This window comes from Rhodococcus sp. DMF-1, from assembly GCF_021441945.1.
Lineage (GTDB): Bacteria > Actinomycetota > Actinomycetes > Mycobacteriales > Mycobacteriaceae > Rhodococcus > Rhodococcus ruber.
The window spans coordinates 2316392-2335246 of the sequence record NZ_CP090442.1; the positions used below are offsets into that span (position 1 = coordinate 2316392).

Genomic DNA, 18855 nt, shown 5'->3' on the forward strand with positions numbered 1-18855 from the left:
GGCGTGATCGGGTCAGGCGTCGACGAGCTCGCGACGCGCGGCGGCAAGCTCGGAGAGCAGCGCGGAGATCTGCCCGGCGACCTCGGCGTTCTCCTTCGGGTGGGCGTCGCCGAACTTGTCGAGGGTGCCGGCGATGGACAGCTGCAGGCCGGTCCGGCCGCCGGCGATGCCGAGCGCCTTGACGGTCTCCTCGAGCGCCCACTTGGCGCCGTTGCCGCTGGGCGAGGCGCTGATCACGGCGACGGGCTTGCCGGCCAGGGCACCGGCGCCGTACGGGCGGGAGAGCCAGTCGATGGCGTTCTTGAGGACGGCGGGGATGGTGCCGTTGTACTCGGGGGTGACGAGCAGGAGGGCGTCGGCCTCGTTCGCCGCGACGCGCAGCGCTTCGGCGGCGGTGGGCGCGCCCGGCTCGCCGTCGAGGTCCTCGTTGTAGAAAGGCACCTCGGCGAGGCCTTCGTACACGGCGACCTCGACACCCTGCGGCGCGACGGCGGCCGCGGTCTCGGCGAGGCGGCGATTGACGGAGGCGGAGCGCAGGCTGCCGACGAGAGCGAGAACGCGGGTCTGGGACATGGGAGTGTTCCTTCGATTCGGGTGTCCGGGTCTGACGCCACTATAAACGGACTGCGGTCCACTTATGTTCCCGGGCGGTACTGTGACGTGGTGGACATTCCGCTACTGCCGCTCGCCGGGGACGAGAGCGTCGAACGATGCGACGCCGCCCGCAACCGGCGCCGGCTCCTCGAGGCGGCCTCGCTCCTCGTCGCCGAACGCGGCGTCGACGCGGTCACGATGGATGCCGTCGCCGCCCGCGCCGGGGTCGGCAAGGGCACCGTCTTCCGGCGCTTCGGCTCCCGCGCGGGACTCATGCGTGCCCTGCTCGACCACTCCGAACAGGCACTGCAGCGGCAGTTCCTCACCGGTCCCCCGCCCCTGGGCCCCGGCGCCGATCCCGTCGACCGGCTCGTCGCGTTCGGCCGGGCCCGCATCCGCCTCGTGGAGGTGCAGGGCGAGGTGCTGCGGGCCGCCGAGAGCTCCGCCGAAGCCCGGTTCAACGCCCCGGCGCGCGCGGTGAGCCTGACCCACATCGAGTTCCTGCTGCGCACCGCGGGGGTCGACGGCGACCTGCCGCTGCTGGCCCAGTCCCTGTTCGCCCCCCTCGAGGCCACCCTGGTCCTGCATCAGTGGCGCGATCTCGGGTATTCGCTCGACCGGCTCGCCGACGGGTGGGCGGACCTCGCGCGCCGTGTCGTCACGGCACCGGCCGCCGCCGGGCGGACGGTACGGTGACCGGCATGCTGCGGACGCTCGGGCTCTCGGTGCTCCTCACCCTGGCGGCGACGACGGCCGCCTGCGCGGGCGACGGCGCCGCCACCGCGCCCCAGGACCCCGCCGTGCTCACGGGACGCGCCTTCGTCTCCACCGCGGTGTCGGGCCCACCGATTCCCGGCGGCGGACCCCTCGTCGTGGAGTTCCCCGAGTCGGGCCGGATCGCCGCGACCGCCGGCTGCAACCGGTCGGTGGGCGCGGTCGATCTCGCCGACGGGGTGCTGCGCGCCGATCGGCTCGCCAGCACCCTCATGTCGTGCCCGCCGCCGATCGACGGCGCCGACACCTGGCTGTCCGACCTGTTCGCCGCGCAGCCGCGCTGGCACCTCGACGGCGACGTGCTGACCCTCGACGGCGGCGACGTGTCCGTCTCACTGCTCGACCGCACGGTCGCCGACCCGGACCGTCCCGTCGTGGGCACGCAGTGGGTGCTCACCGAGCTCGTCACGGCCACCGCGGTCTCGACCTCCCGGGTCCTCGAGAAGGCCGCGCCCACGCTGACCGTCGCCGCCGACGGCACGGTCTCGGGCAGCACCGGCTGCAACCGGTTCACGGGCAACGCCGCCGTCGGAGACACCGCGTTGACGTTCGGGCCGCTGGCCACCACCCGCGCGGCGTGCCCCGACCCGGAGCTCGCAGACATCGAGTCGGCCGTCCTGGCCGTGCTGTCGGGCGAGGTGCGCTACACGGTCGAGGGCGCGCAGATGCGACTGACCGCCGCGGACGGCGTCACCGGTCTCGGGTACACCGCGCGCTGACGAGCCGGTTCAGTACCGCTCCACCAGCCACTGCGCGAGTTCGCGGGCGCTGGCGTCGACCCTGGCCGGCCAGTCCAGCGCGGTCTCGTCCGCGTGGTCGCTGACGTGCTTGACCAGCCGGCACGGCGCGCCCATGCGGGACGCGGCGAGAGCAATCGCGAAACCCTCCATGTCGACGAGGTCGGCGCGGGCGGCGAGCGCGTCACGCACCTGCGCGTCCGAGACGAAGGAATCGCCCGTGGCGAGCACCGTCCCGTCGCCGTCGTCGAGTTCGAGTACGTCCTCGACCGGATAGCCGAGGCTGCGCAGCACCTCGCTGCTGATGTCGTGGTTGATCACCGCCGACGGCAGGTAGAGCCCGCCGTGGTGCACGTGCAGCGCGCCGGCGGTCCCGATGTTGACCACCGTCGGCGGGGTCCCGAGCCGGTGCCGGGCCAGCGCCTCGGTCACCGCGACGGCTGCGTGCACCTTGCCGATGCCGGTGATCACCGTCTCGTAGCGCGCCGGGACGTGCGCTGCCTCGGACTTCGTGGCGGCGACGACGAGGATCTCGGTCAACTCTTCTCTCCCAGCGCGAGGGTCGCGAGCGCCGCCCGGTGCAGCGCCCGCCCGTACCCTGCACCGTAGCCCGCCGCGTGCACCGCCAGCGGATGCAGCTGATGCATCGGCACGCGCTCGCGCCACCCCTCGCGCAGCGGGCACGTGGCGTCGTAGGCCGCGACGATCTCGTCGAAGTGGGGGCAGCCGAACAACTCCAGCATCGCCAGATCCGTCTCCCGGTGACCGCCGTGCGCCGCCGGGTCGATCAGCACCACACCCGCGGCGGTCCACAGCACATTGCCGTTCCACAGGTCACCGTGCAGGCGGGCGGGCGACTCGTCGTCGTCGAACTCGCCGGCGGCGACGCGCGCGCAGGCCTGCTCGATGTCCGGCAGCTGCGCCGCGGTGACGCTGCCGGCGTCGACCGCGATCCGCAGGAACGGCGCGACCCGTTCCGCCACGTAGAACTCGCCCCAGCTCGCGTGGACGGTGCTGCTCATCGGGCGCTTGCCGATGAACAGCCGGCCGTCGAATCCGTCCGGTGGGCAACCGAACCCGCCGGCGCCCGCAGCGTGCATGCGGGCGAGGCGCGCACCGAACCCCCGGGCCGCGGCGACGCTGGGGGCCACCTCGGTCAACCGCTCGAGATCGATGTGGTCCGCCGCGACCTCGCGGACGGCGACGACGGACATGCCCGCGGCCGCGAGCCAGGCCAGCCCTGCGGCCTCTGCCCGGAAGAAGTCGGGGTGGGCCCCGGCCCGGTGCTTGCGGAAGAGGTCGCTGCTCATCGTCACGAGTGTGCCCGCCGCGCGCCGCGCATGTCACCCGAGCACACCGCCGGACGTCCCGCTAGGGTTCGAACGATGACGAACCTTCGCGCGCAGATCATCGAGGAACTCGGCGTCCGGCCGACGATCGACCCCCAGGCGGAGATCCGGTCCCGCGTGCAGTTCCTGAAGGACTACGTCGTGTCGAGTTCCGCCAAGGGATTCGTTCTCGGCATCAGCGGCGGCCAGGACAGCACACTCGCCGGCCGCCTCGCCCAGCTCGCCGCGGAGGAACTGCGCGCGGAGGGCCACGAGGCCGAGTTCGTCGCCGTGCGACTGCCCTACGGCGAACAGTCCGACGAGCACGACGCGCAGGTCGCGATGGAATTCATCGGCCCCGACCGCTCGTTGCGGATCAACGTCAAGCCCGGTGCCGATGCCTCCGCCGCCGAGGCCGGGCAGGCCATGCACGAGATCTACGGCAACGGGTCGCAGCTGAGCGACTTCGTGCGGGGCAACATCAAGGCCCGTGAGCGGATGATCCTGCAGTACGCGATCGCCGGTCAGCTCGGGCTTCTGGTCGTCGGGACCGATCATGCAGCCGAGGCGGTGACCGGGTTCTTCACCAAGCACGGCGACGGCGGGGTGGACCTGACCCCGCTCACCGGCCTGACGAAGCGGCAGGGCGCGGCCCTGCTCCGCGAACTCGGGGCTCCCGACAGCACGTGGCAGAAGGTCCCGACCGCGGATCTCGAGGAGGATCGGCCCGCCCTTCCGGACGAGGTGGCCCTGGGTATGACCTATGCGGAGATCGACGACTATCTCGAGGGCAAGGACGTCACCCCGGCGCTCGCCGAGAAGCTCGAACGGACGTACCTGAACACCCGCCACAAGCGGACCGTGCCGGTGTCGCCGCTCGACACCTGGTGGCGCTGACGGGCACCCGGCACCGGGCGGGCGATCCCGTCAGCCGCCGGCGAACGGGGGCAGCACGTCGACCGCCGGGCCGGCGGCGCGTCCGAGGTCACGGGTGAGTTCGGAGTCGACCAGGAACGCCGCCACCGACAGCACGCGCGCCATCTCGGCGCCGTGCCGGTCGACCAGCGCCGCCTTCAGCGCGCCCAGGTCCGCCGTCGGCGGCAACGCCACCGTCTCCTTCTCCACCCCGGCCGCATCCGCCGCCGCGGCGAAATACCGCACCTCGATACCCGTCGTCGTCTCAGCCACCGATTGCTCCCATGCTGCGCTGCGGCGGCGTGAAGTCCGCCGCGTCGATGCCGTGCCCGGCCCACTTGTTCCACATCGCGCCGCGCCACAGCGCGGCGAGTTCGTCGTCGCCCGCCCCGCCGCGCAGCGCCGCCCGCAGATCGGTCTCCCGGTCGCTGAACAGGCACGAGCGCACGGTGCCCTCCGAGGTCAGGCGGGTGCGGTCGCAGTCGGAGCAGAACGACCGGGTCACCGACGCGATGATGCCGACCGTCGCGGGCCCGCCGTCGACCGCCCAGCGTTCGGCCGGCGCGGACGGATCCTCGCGCCCCACCTCGGTGAGGGAGAAACGGGCGGCCAGCACGTCGAGCAGCCGCTGCGCGGGGACCATGTTCGCGCGGGCCCACTCGTGGTCGGCGTCGAGCGGCATCTGCTCGATGAACCGCAGCTGCACGCCCTCGTCGAGGCACCAGGCCAGCAGGTCCGTAGCCCCGTCCAGGGTCTGCGGCATCAGCACGGCATTGACCTTCACCGGCGCGAACCCCGCCGCCTTGGCGGCGCGGATCCCGTCCAGCACCGAATCGAGCCGGTCACGCCGGGTCAGCTGCGCGAACCGCGCGCGGTCGACCGAATCGAGGGAGATGTTGACCCGGGTCAGGCCCGCCTCCGCCAGCGCCTGGGCACGATGGGCGAGACCGACCGCGTTGGTCGTCACCGCCAGCGGGATGCCGGGGACGGCACGGGCACACCCGGCGACGATCTGCTCGAGGTCCCGCCGCATGAGCGGTTCGCCGCCGGTGAAGCGGACCTCCCGGATACCGAGCCGGTGCACCGCGACGGCCACGAGACGGACGATCTCCTCGGCGCTGAGCAGCCGCTCCCGCGGGATCGCCGGCAAACCCTCCTCGGGCATGCAGTACGTGCACCGCAGCGAGCACTTCTCGGTGATCGACACCCGCAGGTCGCGGGCGACGCGCCCGAACCGGTCCAGCAGTACGGGGGTGTCGGGCCGGTCGGAGACGTCGTCGGCCGCGGCAGGGCGCACCGCCGGGATCCCCACGTGCACCGCCGTCATCGGGCCTCCGTCCTCATGACCCTCAGTATGCCGTCGCGCGCCCCGTCGCGTGGGAGGAGCACGGACACGACCCGGACGAGGCCGCACGGCGCCGTGACCGATGTGCCTAGGATTGGTCCATGGCGGGCGGCAGGCGGTCGGTGGAGGAGCATGCGCGACACGTGGCGACGTTGCTCTCCCCGTTGCTGATCCGCGGCACCGAGCCGGTCCCGCTGCTCGAGGCGCTCGGCCGGGTACTGGCCGAGGACCTCGTCGCTCCGATCGACCTGCCCACCTTCCGGAACTCCCAGATGGACGGCTACGCGGTCGACACGGCGTCGGTCACCACCGCACCGGTGACCCTGCCCGTTCGTGCCGTCCTGGCAGCCGGTGACGGCGAGTCGACGCACGTGCCGGGAACTGCGACGAAGATCATGACCGGGGCGCCGCTGCCCGTCGGCGCCGATGCCGTCGTCCCGGTCGAAGACACCGTGACCGACGGCGGAGGTCACGTCACCGTGCGCACAGCGCCCGCCCCGGGCGCGTTCGTGCGCGAACGCGGCAGCGACATCGGTCGCGGCCGCCCCCTGCTGCCGGCGGGGACCGTCGTCGCCGCCCGGCACGTCGCGGCCCTCGCCGCCGTCGGTCTCACCCACGTGCCCGTCCGCACCCGGCCGCGCGTGGCGGTGATCTCGACCGGCAGCGAACTGGTGCCCGGCGGCAGCGTTCTCGCGACGGGCAGGATCCACGACTCGAACGGGCCGGCCCTGGCCGCCGGCGCGGCCGCCAACGGCGCGCTGGTGGTCTCGGTGGATCGCAGCGGCGACGACGCGGAGGTGTTCGCAGCGAAACTCGCGCACGCTGCCTCCGTGGCCGAGGTGGTGTTCACCTCGGGTGGGGTGTCGAAAGGCGACTTCGAAGTCGTCAAGGACGTGCTCGGCCCGCGCGGTGCCGAGTTCGTCTCCGTGGCGATGCAACCGGGCGGACCGCAGGGCACGGCGCTCGTGGATGCGGTACCGGTGCTGACCTTTCCCGGCAATCCGGTCAGCGCACTGGTCTCGTTCGAGGTGTTCGCGAGGCCGGTGCTGCGCTCCGCCGCGGGCCTGCCCGCGATCGACCCCGAGAAGCGCCCTCTGGCAACGAGTCTCGCCTCCGTTCCCGGCAAGCGTCAGTTCCTGCGCGGACGGCGCGACGGCGACGCCGTGGTGGCGATCCCCGGTGCCGGGTCCCACCTGATCGCCGCGATGGCCACCGCGGATGTGCTGCTCGACATCCCCGCCGACACCACGGGCCTCGAACCCGGAGAACTCGTAAGGGTGCTGCCTCTATGACCGAACCGCACGACGTCACCACGCCCGACAGCGGGCCGCTGAGCCACCTCGACGACCGTGGCCGCGCCCGGATGGTCGACGTGTCCGGCAAGTCCGACACCGCCCGCGTCGCGGTCGCCGCCGGCGAGCTCGTCACCACCGCGGAGGTGGTGTCGCTGGTGCGGGCCGACGACATGCCCAAGGCGGACGTGCTCGCCACCGCGCGGATCGCCGGGATCGCTGCGGCGAAGCGCACGTGGGAGCTGATTCCGCTGTGTCACCAGCTCGCGTTGTCGTCGGTGCAGGTCACCTTCGGGTTCACCGGCAACGCGATCACGATCGAAGCCACGGCAAAGACGAAGGGCCCCACGGGCGTCGAGATGGAAGCCCTCACCGCCGTCGCGGTGGCCGGGCTGACGCTGCACGACATGGTCAAGGCTGTCGACCCCGCCGCGGTGCTGAACGGGGTGCGGCTGCTCTCGAAGGACGGCGGCAAACGCGGGCACTGGCGTCGTCGCGAGGAGGAGACCACCACTGCCGGGGAGGCCGGGACCGTCGCGCCGGAGGACGCCGAGTTCGTCGAGCAGACGGGCGCACCGGCGACGGTGCTCGTCGCGTCCACGGGTGTGGCCGCCGGTACGCGGGAGGACAGGACGGGCCCGCTGATCGCGGAATTCCTCGAGACGCGCGGCTTCACGGTGCGCGGTCCGCTGGTGTACGCCGACGCGGACATCGCGTGGGGACTCGAGGATGCGCTCGCCGGCGATCCCGCACTCGTGATCTCCACCGGTGGGACCGGTGCTTCCCCGACGGATGCGACGCCGGAAGCGACGCTGGCACTGCTGGACCGCGAGCTGCCGGGGGTCGCCGAGGCCATCCGCCTGCGCGGCCTGCAGGTCACCCCGCACGCGTCGCTGTCGCGCGGTGTGGCCGGACTCGTGGGCCGCACGGTCGTGGTCAATCTGCCCGGCTCGCCGGGCGGCGTGAAGGACGGGCTGGCGGTGCTCGAGCCGATTCTCGGCCACCTGCTGGCTCAGGTCGCCGGAGGAGGAGCGCATGAGTGAACTGCTGGCGCGGATCTCGAGCGAACCGCTCGATCCGGGAACCGTGGACGCCGCCGTGGCCGGCCCGGAGCACGGCGCGGTCGTGGTGTTCAGCGGCGTGGTGCGCAACCACGACGGGGGGCGCTCGGTCGAGGCGCTGGAGTACCAGGCCCATCCCGAGGCGGAGCACTTCCTGCGCCGCTGCTGCGAACAGGTGGCTGCCGATTCGGGACTGCCGGTCGCCGCGGTCCACAGAGTGGGCGATCTCACCATCGGCGATCTCGCGCTGGTAGCGGCAGCGGCGGCACCGCACCGGGCCGAAGCCTTCGCCGTGTGCGCCGAACTGGTCGAACGCATCAAACGCGAGGTCCCCATCTGGAAGCGGCAGCGATTCGACGACGGTCTGTCCGAGTGGGTGGGTCTCGACGCGTGCGCCGACGAGCATCCCGGCGTGGGGTAGGCTGCGGTAGTTCGGGCATCACGACGATGCCCACCGTCGTGGGATACCGGCGGGCCGGGATCGTGCCCGGCTCCGCATGCAACACCGGCATCGGCTTTCCTTGCGGCGATCCACTGCGCCCTCCGAGATCGTCTCGGAGTGCGTGCACGCTGCATCGAAAGGCAGTTCTGTACCTATGACCGTTTCCTTCTCCGACCTCGGCGTTCCCCGGACCCTGGTGGCGTCCCTGAACGACAACGGCATCACCAGCCCGTTCCCGATCCAGGTCGACACGCTGCCCGACACGCTGGCCGGCCGTGACGTGCTCGGCCGCGGCCGCACGGGCAGCGGCAAGACGCTGGCGTTCTCCATCCCGCTCACCGCGCGCCTGGCCGGCGGCGCCACCCGCGCCGCGGGCCGCCCGCGTGGACTGGTGCTGGCCCCTACCCGCGAGCTGGCCACGCAGATCGCCGCGGTCGTCGAACCCCTTGCGCGGGTCGCCGGGCTGCGGGTGACCACCATCTTCGGCGGGGTCTCGCAGAACCGTCAGGTCGACGCGCTGCGCCGCGGCGTGGACATCGTGATCGCCTGCCCGGGCCGGCTCGAGGACCTGATGCGGCAGAAGTTCGTCACACTCGACGCGGTGGAGATCACCGTGCTCGACGAGGCCGACCACATGGCCGATCTCGGCTTCCTTCCCGGCGTGACGCGGATCATGAACGCGACACCGAAGGACGGTCAGCGCCTGCTGTTCTCGGCCACGCTGGACAACGGGGTCGACAAGCTCGTCACGCGGTTCCTGCGCAACGAGGTGCTGCACTCGGTCGACGAGGCGCACTCCCCGGTCGCGGCGATGACGCACCACGTGTTCGACGTCGACAACGCCGACACGAAGAAGGACCTCGTGCGGACCCTGGCCTCCGGCACGGGCCGGCGAATCCTGTTCATGCGCACGAAGCATCAGGCCCGCAAGCTTGCCCGTCAGCTCACCGAGTCCGGCATTCCCGCCGTCGATCTGCACGGCAACCTGTCGCAGAACGCACGCGACCGCAACCTCGCGGCGTTCTCCTCCGGGGAGGCGCGGGTGCTCGTGGCCACCGACGTCGCGGCCCGCGGCGTGCACGTCGACGACGTGGAACTGGTGGTGCACGTGGACCCGCCGGCCGAACACAAGGCGTACCTGCACCGCTCGGGTCGTACGGCCCGCGCCGGGAGCACCGGCGACGTCGTGACCGTGGTCCTGCCGGAACAGCGCAAGGATCTCGCCGTCATCATGCGCAAGGCTGCGATCAAGGTCACCCCGGTACGGGTGACGGCGAAGTCGGAGCACGTGCTGGACCTGGTCGGCGAGATCGCCCCGCACGTGGCACCGTCGGCCAAGCAGGCCGCGGCTCCCTCGGGTGGCGCATCGCGACGGCCGGCCCGACGCGGCGGCAGCGGGGCGACCGCTCAGCGCGGTGCCCGGCAGCACGGCGGCGGTGCCGCCCGACAGCACGGCGGCGGTGCCGCCCGACAGCACGGCGGCGGTGCCGCCCGACAGCACGGCGGCGGTGCCGCCCGACAGCAGAGCTCGTCGCGGCAGGAGCAGCCGGCGGCACGGCAGGAACGCGGCGCACAGCCGGGCAGCCGCCGTCGTCGCCCGAACCGCACGTCGGCGACCGTCGCGCGGGGGTAGACAAACCCCGGTAGGGGGTCCACGCACCTTCGCTCAGCGCGGCGTGAACCGGTGCACGGCCAGCATTGCATCGGCCGGCACCGGTTCGGTGGGTACGCACGCGGCGAGCCGGGCGCGTACCGCATCGGGGTCCAGGTCGGCACCGATCACGACGAGCCGGGTGGTGGCAGGGATGTCGCCCGTACGCCGCACCGGGTCGAAGCGGATGTGGTCGCCCACGGTGTGCAGCAGATAGGTGCGCGTTCGACCACCGGCGATGACGTGGACGTACCCCTTGATTCGGAACACCCCGGCCGGCTGGTCCTCGAGGAAGCCGACGAGGGCGCGGGGGTGCAGCGGTACCGGCGAATCGAAGTCCACGGCGTCGTAACCGTCGTGCAGATGGGTGTGCTCGCCGTCGTGCTCCTCGTACAGCAACCGGTCGAGGCTGAGCTGTTCGCCGGGTTGCGGCTCGGGACGTTCGGGGATGTCGAACAACAGCGCCGGATCGATGCGCCCGTGCACGGTGGACACGATCGCGGCGCGGTCGTTGAGGCGGCACAGCAATTCGAGTAGTTCGTCGTGGGCGTCACCGTCGATGCGGTCGGTCTTGTTGAGCAGCACGAGATCTGCCAGTGCGACGTGCTGGTCGAGTTCGGGGTGCCGCTCACGGGTGCCGCCGAATTCGGCCGCGTCCACGACGAGGACGAGTCCGCCGTAGCCTACGTACTCGTTGCCCGAGCCCACGACGAGCCGGATCATGTTGCGCGGCTCGGCGAGTCCGCTGGCCTCGACGACGATGACGTCGATGTCCGAGGAGCGGTGTGCGAGCCGGTCGAGCATCGCGTCCATGTCGGCGACGTCGACGGCGCAGCACAGACAGCCGTTGCTCAGCGAGACCATCGAGTCGACCTGTCCCGCGACCATCATCGAGTCGATGTTGACCGCGCCGAAGTCGTTGACGATCACTCCGATTCGCGCACCACGGTTGTTGCGCAGCAGGTGGTTGAGCAGGGTCGTCTTCCCGGAGCCCAGGAAGCCTGCGACGATCACCACGGGGATCCGCTCGTTCGCCATGAGGCGAGCGTAGCGGTGCGTCCCGTCCGGCGGTCCGGCGACGGGACGCACCGCGGCCGGGTCAGCTGCCCCGGCGGATCCACTCCTCGAGGTGCGGGGACTCGGTGCCGATCGTCGTGCCGTCGCCGTGACCGGTGTGCACCTTCGTCTCGGCGGGCAGCGCGAACAGCTTGTCCCGGATCGAGCCGATGATGGTCGGGAAGTCCGAGTAGGAGCGCCCCGTCGCCCCCGGCCCGCCGGAGAACAGGGTGTCGCCGGTGAACAGCTCACCCGCCTCCGGCAGATACAGGCACGTCGAGCCGGGCGAATGCCCGGGAGTGTGGATGGCCTGGATGTCGGTGCCCGCCACCGTGATCCGATCACCATCCTCGAGCGGCCGGTGCCGCACCCCGGGGTGGGTCATCTCCCAGAGCACGTCGTCGGCCGGGTTGAGCAGGATCGGCGCGTCGAGCGTCGCGGCCAGTTCCGGGGCGACGGTGACGTGGTCGTTGTGCCCGTGCGTGCACACGATCGCCACCACCTTCCGGCCCCCGACGGCGTCGACGATCGGCTGTGCGGTGTGCGCGGCGTCGATCACGACCACCTCGTCGTCGTCACCGACGAGCCAGATGTTGTTGTCGACCTCCCACTCGCCGCCGTCGAGGGCGAAGGTGCCGTGGGTGACGACCCGGTCGATACGCAGACGGTGCCGATCCCCCGTCGCTCCGCTCGCCCCGGTCACATCCCCCGTCGCTCCGCTCGCCCCGGTCACATCCCCCGTCGCTCCGCTCGCCCCGGTCACATCCCCCGTCGCTCCGCTCGCCCCGGTCACATCCCCCGTCGCTCCGCTCGCCCCGGTCACATCCCCCGTCGCTCCGCTCGCCCCGGTCACAGGACCACCACCGAGCGCAGCACCTCGCCGCGGTGCATGGTCTCGAACGCCTTCTCCACCTGATCGAGGGCGATGCGCTCGGTCACGAACTTCTCGAGCGGCAGCCGGCCCTGCTGGTAGAGATCGACCAGCATCGGGAAGTCCCGCTCGGGCAGGCAGTCGCCGTACCAGGACGACTTGAGCGACCCGCCGCGGGAGAAGAAGTCGATCAGCGGCATCTCGAGGGTCATGTCCGGGGTGGGCACGCCGACGAGGACGACGGTGCCGGCCAGGTCACGCGCGTAGAAGGCCTGCTTCCACGTCTCCGGGCGGCCGACGGCGTCGATGACGACGTCGGCGCCGAAGCCGCCGGTCAGCTCCGCTATCGCCTCGACCGGGTCGGTCTCGGCGCCGTTGACGGTGTGGGTCGCGCCGAGGTCGGTGGCCCACTCGAGCTTCTTCGCGTCCCGGTCCACCGCGATGATCTTGTCGGCGCCGGCGAGGCGGGCACCCATGATCGCGGCATCGCCGACACCGCCGCAGCCGATGACCGCCACCGAGTCGCCGCGGGTGACCCCGCCGGTGTTGACCGCGGCACCGAGTCCGGCCATCACCCCGCACCCGAGCAGGCCGACGACGGCCGGGTCGGCGCTGGGGTCGACCTTGGTGCACTGCCCGGCGTGCACGAGGGTCTTGTCGGCGAACGCGCCGATGCCCAGGGCCGGGGTCAGCTCGGTGCCGTCCTCGAGGGTCATCTTCTGCGTCGCGTTGTGGGTGTCGAAGCAGTACTGCGGACGGCCCCGCTTGCAGGCGCGGCACTGCCCGCACACGGCCCGCCAGTTGAGGACGACGAAGTCGCCGACCGCGACCGAGTCGACGCCCTCACCGACGGACTCGACGACCCCGGCGGCCTCGTGGCCGAGCAGGAACGGGAACTCGTCGTTGATGCCGCCCTCCCGGTAGTGCAGGTCGGTGTGGCACACTCCGCACGCGGCGATCGCGACGACGACCTCGCCCGGCCCCGGGTCGGGGATGACGATCGGCACGACCTCGACGGGAGCGCCCTTCGCGCGGGCGACGACGCCCCGGACCTGCTGTGGCATGACGGTGTCTCCTTCTTCTCGTGCGGTGCTCGCGCAACGTCGGCGACGTATCGCGATATGCGCACACGCTATCGGCGGCGAGACGCCTCGGTACCTGATCGAAGGACGGGCTTCACCTGCCCGAAAGACCAGCCCCGCCACTTTTGCCTGAAGAATGCAGAAGTGTCGTTGATCGAGTACGAAAGTCGGGTTAGGCTTCGGTATGACCGCCCTCACAGGGCGCAGCGTCCAGGCGAGGCGACCCCTCGCAGGCCCGAGGAGTGCAATGTCGATCGCCAACACGGTGACCCTCCCCCACCCCCGCAGCGAGAGCTGGGATTGGCAGCTGCACGCTGCGTGCCGCGGCCACGAGTCGTCGGCCTTCTTCCATCCCGACGGCGAACGTGGGCACGCGCGCGAGCTGCGCGAGTACCGCGCCAAGCTCGTCTGCGCCCGATGCCCGGTTCTCGAGCGCTGCCGCACCCACGCCCTGGAAGTCGGGGAGCCGTACGGTGTCTGGGGTGGAATGTCGGAGTCCGAGCGTCGCTCGCGCCGGGCCGCCGTGAATCGGTCCACCCGGTGGGGCATGCTGGGGCGCTGACGAGCGCCCCGGCGTCGACCGACGGAGGCACAGATGGACTCACCCGGCCGCTCCGGCGCACCGGTTCTCGTGATCATGGGAGTGTCCGGCTCCGGTAAGTCGACCGTCGCGGCACTCGTCGCCGACACCCTCGGATGGGACCTGCTCGAGGGCGACGACCTGCATCCGCGTGCCAACGTCGAGAAGATGGCCGCCGGCCGGCCACTCGGCGACGCGGACCGAGCGCCGTGGCTCGCGGCGATCGGCGAGTGGATCCGGCACCACACCGCGCGAAACCGACCGGGGGTGGTGACGTGTTCCGCACTGCGCCGCAGCTACCGCGACGACCTGGCCGGTGAGAACGTGGTCTTCGTGTACCTGGCGGGCACGCGCGAACAGATCCGGGAACGACTGCGCGCACGGCGCGGGCACTACATGCCGGCCGGCCTGCTGGACTCGCAGTTCGCCGCGTTCGAGCCGCTCGAACCCGACGAGGCGGCGATCGTCGTCGGCATCGACGCCGAGCCCGCCGAGATCGCCGCCGAAATCGTCAGGCGCGCGGCCGAGTGGACGCCCGGGACGGACGTCAGCCCGCGGCCTTGATCCCCGCCTCCGCGCCGAGCGCGGCCGCCTCTCCGCGGGTGCTCACGCCGAGCTTGCGGAGCACCGACGCCACGTGGAACTTGACCGTCGATTCGCTGACGCCGAGCCGCTCGGCGATCACCCGGTTCCGCCGGCCGGCGACGAGGTGCTCGAGCACCTCCACCTCACGGGGCGCGAGCACCGCCAGCGCCTCGAGTGCGGAGCTACCGGCCACCGGAGCGGGCATGTCGAGCGGTAGCCGCGCCGCGACGCGGCAACCCCATCCCGGTGTGGACTCGGCCTCCACGGTGCCGCCGAGGGTCTCGGCCCGGTCCCGCAACTGCCGCGCGAGGTCGGCGGCGTCGGCCTCGCCGTCCCCGTCGTCCCGGATGTCGATCAGCAGGTCGCCGCCGTGACAGTGCCAGGCGACCCGGACGCGGCCGAGGTCCGCCTGCGCGGACATCGCGAGCACCGCGCCGCGAGCGAGAGCCCGGGCGGCATGCGCGACCTCTCCGGGCAGCGCCCGCCCGTCCACGGGTGGGGCGACCATCTCGAGAACCACCTCGCGGTGCCGGAGCAGACCACGCAGCTCGCCGTGCAGCCGAGCGAAGGCCGTGGTCACTGCCTCCTCGGCGAGCTCGCGGTGACGGTCGACGGCCGAGCGGAGCCCGATGAGGGCATTGGTGGCGGTCTCACGCGCGGTGATGCGCGCCCGGGTGTCGTCGAGGTCCTTCGACCGCAACGTCGCGAGGATCGACTCGAGTGTCATCGCATGGGCCTCGGTGAGCTCGGCGACGGTCCGTGCGCGTTCGGACGAGGCGGCACGCGATTCGGCGAGATACGCCGGGCTGGCGTTGCGGACCTGGAGCTGGATGCCGGTGGCCACGACGGCGAACAGTGCCCGGACCAGCTCGAGGGGAATCGCGGCGGTGCGGGCACCGTCCGGGACGAGCACGAGCAGCGTATCGGTGGCGTCGAGGATCACCCACACGTCGCGGTCCCGGCCCGCGATCCGGGCCGGGCCGCGACGGATCTGCCCGGTGGCGAGTTCGCTCCGGATGCGGTCGAGTTCGGCGATGGTCACCCGGTCGACGACACCGGGGTCGCCGGCCACCTTGCGCGGCCGCCCGGTGCATTCCCGCGTGAAGATCACCAGGGCGGTGTGCGGGACCAGGTCGGTGAGCAGCGCCGAGAAGCGCTGGCCGATCTCGGTGAGCGGCCCGACCAGCACGTCCCGTAGGTGCGTGATCAGCGTGTCGGGGGCCGGGATCGCGGTGCTCACTCCGGCCACGATAGCGCGGACGCCCGGGGAACCGGCTCCCCGCTCGGTGGGCGCTCCCCCGGGCGCGCAGGTCGGCGGGCCGGGTGCACGTCCCGGGGCGGCGGTGCTGCTCACCGCGCCGGATCGACGCGACCGGGATCCGATGCTGCAACCGAACAACGCGCTCGAGTGCTGGACTAGCATTCCGCTCAGAGTCGTACCGGCCCGGCCGGAGCAGTTCCCGAGGAAGGGGTGAACACACCGTGACCCCTACCGGCGCCGCCCGCCCGGCCACCGGTTCCGTCACGGTACGGGCGCTCACCCTTCTCGAGGCGTTCACGCGTGAGCAGCCCAGCCTGACCCTGAGCGAGATCTCCCGGCGCACGGGTCTGCCGCTCACCACAGTGCACCGGCTGGCCGGGGATCTCACCGAATGGGGCGCGCTGGAGCGCGACTCGTCCGGCCGCTTCAGCGTCGGGCTCCGGTTGTGGCAGGTCGGGGCCCTCGCGCCCCGCGGTGCGCTGCTGCGCGAGCTGGCACTGCCCGTGTTGGAAGACCTGTCGCAGATCACCCAGGAGAACGTGCAGCTCGGCGTGCGCGAGGGCACAGAAGTGGTGTTCGTCGAACGGCTGGGGGGTCAGCGGGCGGTGAAGACCCTCGCCCGGGTCGGCAGTCCCTTTCCCCTCCACGCGTCCGGCCTGGGACTCGTGCTGCTCGCGTTCGCCCCGCGCTCCGTTCAGGAGGAGGTGCTGTCGCGGCCGTTGGAACGGTTCACCGAACGCACCCTCACCTCACCGGCCGAGCTGCGCCGGGTCCTGGCCGAGGTGCGCCGTTCCGAGATCGCGGTGAGCGACCGCCAGGTGACGATGGAGGCAGTCTCGGTGGCCGCACCGATCTTCGAGCGGCCCGGGATCGCCGTCGCGGCACTGTCGATCGTCGCGGCCGCCGACACCGCGCAGGTCACCGCATTGACCCAGCTCGTGCGCACCGCGGCGCGTGCGATCGGCCGCGCCCTGCGACCCGGCGGATTGACGAGCAGCGATGGCTGAACCCGCCCGCACTGTGCCGCGGTTGCTGTTCGACCGGGTCGCCCGCACGCCCCATGCGGAGGCGTTCCGGCATCCCGCGGGTGACGACTGGTCGAGCGTGTCGTGGGGCGAGGTCGGCAGCCGGGTCACTGCGCTGGCCGCCGGGCTGATCGGACGGGGCATCGCCCCGGGCGCGCACGTCGCCGTCTGCGCCGTCACCAGCTACGAGTGGATCCTCGCCGACCTGGCGATCGTGTGTGCGGGGGCGGTCACCGTGCCGATCTACCCCGCTACCCCGCCGGCGGACGTGGCGGCACTGCTCCGGCACTCGGGCAGCGTGCTGACGTTCACGGACCGGCCGCTGCCCACCACGCCACTGCTGTACCTGAATCGGCTCGGGGAGCTCGAGGACGAGGGCCGGCGCCTCCTGGCCGCCGATCCTGAAGCGGTGGCGGCCCGCATCGCGGGCGTAACCCCCGACCACCTGGCCACCTTGATCTACACCTCCAGTTCCGACGGCACCGCCAAGGGTGCCTGTCTGTCGCACGCTGCCGTCGCCTACGAAGCCCGGGCGATGGCCCGCCTGGGGATGCTCACCTCCTCGGACCTGCAACTGCTCTGGTTGCCGCTCTCCCACGTCTTCGGGCGCGCCTTGCTGTTCGTGGGCGTGCACCTGGGGTTGCCGACGTTCGTCGACGGCCGCGCCGACCGGGTGGTGCGGCACCTCGGCGACGTCCGGCCCACCTTCCTCGGATCCGTTCCCCATGTACTGGGCAAGATCCGCACCGGCGTCGAGTCCGGCGCCGCGGATCTGGGTCGATTGCGATTCGTGCTGTCCGGGTCGGCCCGGCTCGCCCGCCCGCTGGCCGAGTGGTTCGACGGGGCCGGTGTGCCGGCCCTCGAGGGCTACGGCATCACCGAGACGGCGGGACCGTCCTGCGTCAACCGCCCGGACAGCCGGCGTCTCGGCTCCGTAGGCCGGCCCCTGCCCGGCACGCAGGTTCGTATCGCCCCCGACGGGGAACTGCTCGTCCGCAGCCCTGCGGTCATGGCCGGGTACCACGACGATGTCGAACGCACCGCGGCCGCCATCGACCGCGACGGCTGGTTCCATACCGGCGACCGCGGCGCCGTCGACGACGACGGATTCGTCACCTTGCGTGGCCGTAAGAAGGAGGTGTTCAAGACCTCCACCGGCAAGTACGTCGCGCCTGCTGCCGTCGCACGCCGGTTCCGGGCACTGCTGCCCGACGCGGACCTCGTCGTGGCAGGTGAACTCCGGCCCTACTGCGTGGGACTGGTCGTCCCCATGTCGGACCGGCCGATCCCACCGGCGGAGGCCGCGGCCGCCGTCGACCGGCTCAACGCGGACCTCGGCCGCTGGGAACGCATTCGCCGGTTCATCGTGCTGCCCGCACCGCTTCCGCCGACGGACGTCGACGCGCACGGGCACCCGCTGCCGGAGCGGGTGCTCGTGCGCTGCGCCGACGTCGTGCAGCGTTTGTACGAGGATTGATCAGGGACGGTAGCCCGGCTCGGTACGACCGGCGTCCCAGGTGCGATCGGCGTCCCAGGTCGACACCGCCCAGATCACCACCACGTCGATCGCGATGATCGCGAGCGACCAGCCCGGGTAGTAGGGCAGCCACAGGAAGTTCACGATGATCGACAGCGCCGCGATGACGATCGCGGCGACGCGCGCCCACGTCGCCCCCGTGACGAGCGCGAGACCGACCACGGCCACCAGGATGCCCAGGATCAGATGCACCCAGCCCCACGCCGTGACGTCCCAGGAGAAGGTGTATTCCTGCCCCACGACGATGATGTCGTCCTTGGCGATCGCGGCGATGCCCTGCAGGAACTGCAGGACACCGACCGTGGCCAGCAGGATGCCGGCCGCGATCGACGTGCCGGCGGCGAAACCCTGCTTCAATCCCGAGCCGGTCGCCGGCCCCGATCCGTGGCGGACAGCGGCGGCGGGGCCGCCACCCTCGTGGGCACCACCCGCATGGCGCGCAGACGCACCCGCTGCCGCAGTGGCACCCATACCGGCAGTAGCACCCGAACCGGCAGTAGCACCCGAACCGGCAGTAGCACCCGCACCCGGTGCGGCACCGGCACCGGCACCGGCAGAAGAACCCGGGGTAATGTTCGAACCTTCGGACACGACAGCTCACCTCTCCCGTTTTCGAAGCGATCCATCACAGTGTGCGCCGCTACGAGAGAGCATGAAGCAGGTTCCGAGGGGGAAAATGTCGGCATTGCCCGGGATACCGGTCCGGCCGCACAACGATC

General features: G+C 71.9%; 21 protein-coding genes. 11 read left to right on the forward strand and 10 right to left on the reverse strand.

Features of this window, described 5'->3' with window-relative positions:
• Positions 1–12 precede the first annotated feature (12 nt).
• On the reverse strand, positions 13–573 hold the full coding sequence (locus LZP97_RS10640) for an NAD(P)H-dependent oxidoreductase (RefSeq protein ID WP_010594641.1): 561 nt from the start codon (positions 571–573) through the stop codon (positions 13–15).
• Positions 574–660: 87 nt separating this feature from the next.
• On the opposite strand from LZP97_RS10640, the gene LZP97_RS10645 reads away from it, so the two are divergent.
• Positions 661–1290, forward strand: coding sequence for a TetR/AcrR family transcriptional regulator (locus LZP97_RS10645; RefSeq protein WP_010594642.1), 630 nt, complete (start codon positions 661–663; stop codon positions 1288–1290).
• Positions 1291–1295: 5 nt separating this feature from the next.
• Positions 1296–2087, forward strand: a complete 792-nt coding sequence (locus LZP97_RS10650; protein WP_026137785.1) for an META domain-containing protein — start codon at positions 1296–1298, stop codon at positions 2085–2087.
• 9 nt (positions 2088–2096) lie between these two features.
• Here the strand turns inward: LZP97_RS10650 and LZP97_RS10655 are convergent, their stop codons facing one another.
• Positions 2097–2645, reverse strand: coding sequence for a nucleosidase (locus tag LZP97_RS10655; protein WP_010594644.1), 549 nt, complete (start codon positions 2643–2645; stop codon positions 2097–2099).
• Positions 2642–3415 carry a fructosamine kinase family protein gene (locus LZP97_RS10660; protein WP_010594645.1) on the reverse strand — a complete coding sequence of 258 codons (774 nt, stop codon included), beginning with the start codon at positions 3413–3415 and terminating at the stop codon, positions 2642–2644. Before LZP97_RS10660 ends, LZP97_RS10655 begins: the two co-directional genes overlap by 4 nt.
• A gap of 75 nt (positions 3416–3490) precedes the next feature.
• On the opposite strand from LZP97_RS10660, the gene nadE reads away from it, so the two are divergent.
• Positions 3491–4330 carry an ammonia-dependent NAD(+) synthetase gene (gene nadE / locus LZP97_RS10665; RefSeq protein WP_010594646.1) on the forward strand — a complete coding sequence of 280 codons (840 nt, stop codon included), beginning with the start codon at positions 3491–3493 and terminating at the stop codon, positions 4328–4330.
• Between the two features lie 30 nt (positions 4331–4360).
• On the opposite strand, the gene LZP97_RS10670 is transcribed toward nadE, so the two are convergent.
• On the reverse strand, positions 4361–4621 hold the full coding sequence (locus LZP97_RS10670; protein WP_010594647.1) for a MoaD/ThiS family protein: 261 nt from the start codon (positions 4619–4621) through the stop codon (positions 4361–4363).
• Positions 4614–5675 (reverse strand): GTP 3',8-cyclase MoaA, encoded by a 1062-nt coding sequence (moaA, locus tag LZP97_RS10675; RefSeq protein WP_048770775.1) that lies wholly within the window; start codon positions 5673–5675, stop codon positions 4614–4616. The genes LZP97_RS10670 and moaA overlap by 8 nt, the downstream gene beginning before the upstream one ends.
• Positions 5676–5794: 119 nt before the next feature.
• On the opposite strand from moaA, the gene LZP97_RS10680 reads away from it, so the two are divergent.
• From LZP97_RS10680 to LZP97_RS10695, 4 genes are all read left to right on the forward strand, one after another.
• Complete coding sequence (locus LZP97_RS10680; RefSeq protein ID WP_043805479.1) at positions 5795–6985, forward strand: molybdopterin molybdotransferase MoeA; 1191 nt, start codon at positions 5795–5797, stop codon at positions 6983–6985.
• A complete protein-coding gene (moaCB, locus tag LZP97_RS10685; protein WP_010594650.1) occupies positions 6982–8028 on the forward strand; it encodes a bifunctional molybdenum cofactor biosynthesis protein MoaC/MoaB in 1047 nt (348 codons plus the stop codon). Before LZP97_RS10680 ends, moaCB begins: the two co-directional genes overlap by 4 nt.
• The gene (locus tag LZP97_RS10690; RefSeq protein ID WP_010594651.1) at positions 8021–8467 is read left to right on the forward strand and encodes a molybdenum cofactor biosynthesis protein MoaE; all 447 of its coding nucleotides are present in this window, start codon (positions 8021–8023) and stop codon (positions 8465–8467) included. Before moaCB ends, LZP97_RS10690 begins: the two co-directional genes overlap by 8 nt.
• Positions 8468–8642: 175 nt before the next feature.
• On the forward strand, positions 8643–10121 hold the full coding sequence (locus LZP97_RS10695; RefSeq protein ID WP_040275039.1) for a DEAD/DEAH box helicase: 1479 nt from the start codon (positions 8643–8645) through the stop codon (positions 10119–10121).
• Between the two features lie 33 nt (positions 10122–10154).
• Here the strand turns inward: LZP97_RS10695 and LZP97_RS10700 are convergent, their stop codons facing one another.
• The 3 genes from LZP97_RS10700 to LZP97_RS10715 all read right to left on the reverse strand — a co-directional run bounded on the left by LZP97_RS10700 (position 10155) and on the right by LZP97_RS10715 (position 13130).
• Positions 10155–11177, reverse strand: a complete 1023-nt coding sequence (locus tag LZP97_RS10700; RefSeq protein WP_048771114.1) for a CobW family GTP-binding protein — start codon at positions 11175–11177, stop codon at positions 10155–10157.
• A 61-nt stretch (positions 11178–11238) separates the two neighbouring features.
• Positions 11239–11898 carry an MBL fold metallo-hydrolase gene (locus LZP97_RS10705; protein ID WP_017680850.1) on the reverse strand — a complete coding sequence of 220 codons (660 nt, stop codon included), beginning with the start codon at positions 11896–11898 and terminating at the stop codon, positions 11239–11241.
• Between the two features lie 146 nt (positions 11899–12044).
• Positions 12045–13130, reverse strand: coding sequence for an S-(hydroxymethyl)mycothiol dehydrogenase (locus LZP97_RS10715; RefSeq protein ID WP_010594655.1), 1086 nt, complete (start codon positions 13128–13130; stop codon positions 12045–12047).
• Between the two features lie 265 nt (positions 13131–13395).
• Between LZP97_RS10715 and LZP97_RS10720 the strand changes: the two genes are divergently transcribed.
• On the forward strand, positions 13396–13710 hold the full coding sequence (locus tag LZP97_RS10720; RefSeq protein WP_003938109.1) for a WhiB family transcriptional regulator: 315 nt from the start codon (positions 13396–13398) through the stop codon (positions 13708–13710).
• 33 nt (positions 13711–13743) lie between these two features.
• A complete protein-coding gene (locus LZP97_RS10725; RefSeq protein WP_010594656.1) occupies positions 13744–14292 on the forward strand; it encodes a gluconokinase in 549 nt (182 codons plus the stop codon).
• On the opposite strand, the gene LZP97_RS10730 is transcribed toward LZP97_RS10725, so the two are convergent.
• Positions 14276–15553, reverse strand: a complete 1278-nt coding sequence (locus LZP97_RS10730) for a LuxR C-terminal-related transcriptional regulator (protein ID WP_010594657.1) — start codon at positions 15551–15553, stop codon at positions 14276–14278. The genes LZP97_RS10725 and LZP97_RS10730 overlap by 17 nt on opposite strands.
• Positions 15554–15795: 242 nt before the next feature.
• Between LZP97_RS10730 and LZP97_RS10735 the strand changes: the two genes are divergently transcribed.
• Positions 15796–16581, forward strand: a complete 786-nt coding sequence (locus tag LZP97_RS10735) for an IclR family transcriptional regulator (RefSeq protein ID WP_017680852.1) — start codon at positions 15796–15798, stop codon at positions 16579–16581.
• A complete protein-coding gene (locus tag LZP97_RS10740; RefSeq protein WP_017680853.1) occupies positions 16574–18076 on the forward strand; it encodes an AMP-dependent synthetase/ligase in 1503 nt (500 codons plus the stop codon). Before LZP97_RS10735 ends, LZP97_RS10740 begins: the two co-directional genes overlap by 8 nt.
• On the opposite strand, the gene LZP97_RS10745 is transcribed toward LZP97_RS10740, so the two are convergent.
• Positions 18077–18493, reverse strand: coding sequence for a DUF7144 family membrane protein (locus LZP97_RS10745; protein WP_010594660.1), 417 nt, complete (start codon positions 18491–18493; stop codon positions 18077–18079).
• Positions 18494–18855 lie beyond the last annotated feature (362 nt).

Coding starts and splice junctions, on each gene's coding strand:
- LZP97_RS10690 (WP_010594651.1), top strand. CDS start 8,021: ATGAGTGAACTGCTGGCGCGGATCTCGAGCGAACCGCTCGATCCGGGA.
- LZP97_RS10700 (WP_048771114.1), bottom strand. CDS start 11,177: ATGGCGAACGAGCGGATCCCCGTGGTGATCGTCGCAGGCTTCCTGGGC.
- LZP97_RS10715 (WP_010594655.1), bottom strand. CDS start 13,130: ATGCCACAGCAGGTCCGGGGCGTCGTCGCCCGCGCGAAGGGCGCTCCC.
- moaCB (WP_010594650.1), top strand. CDS start 6,982: ATGACCGAACCGCACGACGTCACCACGCCCGACAGCGGGCCGCTGAGC.
- LZP97_RS10695 (WP_040275039.1), top strand. CDS start 8,643: ATGACCGTTTCCTTCTCCGACCTCGGCGTTCCCCGGACCCTGGTGGCG.
- moaA (WP_048770775.1), bottom strand. CDS start 5,675: ATGACGGCGGTGCACGTGGGGATCCCGGCGGTGCGCCCTGCCGCGGCC.
- LZP97_RS10720 (WP_003938109.1), top strand. CDS start 13,396: ATGTCGATCGCCAACACGGTGACCCTCCCCCACCCCCGCAGCGAGAGC.
- LZP97_RS10680 (WP_043805479.1), top strand. CDS start 5,795: ATGGCGGGCGGCAGGCGGTCGGTGGAGGAGCATGCGCGACACGTGGCG.
- LZP97_RS10740 (WP_017680853.1), top strand. CDS start 16,574: ATGGCTGAACCCGCCCGCACTGTGCCGCGGTTGCTGTTCGACCGGGTC.
- nadE (WP_010594646.1), top strand. CDS start 3,491: ATGACGAACCTTCGCGCGCAGATCATCGAGGAACTCGGCGTCCGGCCG.
- LZP97_RS10650 (WP_026137785.1), top strand. CDS start 1,296: ATGCTGCGGACGCTCGGGCTCTCGGTGCTCCTCACCCTGGCGGCGACG.
- LZP97_RS10660 (WP_010594645.1), bottom strand. CDS start 3,415: ATGAGCAGCGACCTCTTCCGCAAGCACCGGGCCGGGGCCCACCCCGAC.
- LZP97_RS10725 (WP_010594656.1), top strand. CDS start 13,744: ATGGACTCACCCGGCCGCTCCGGCGCACCGGTTCTCGTGATCATGGGA.
- LZP97_RS10640 (WP_010594641.1), bottom strand. CDS start 573: ATGTCCCAGACCCGCGTTCTCGCTCTCGTCGGCAGCCTGCGCTCCGCC.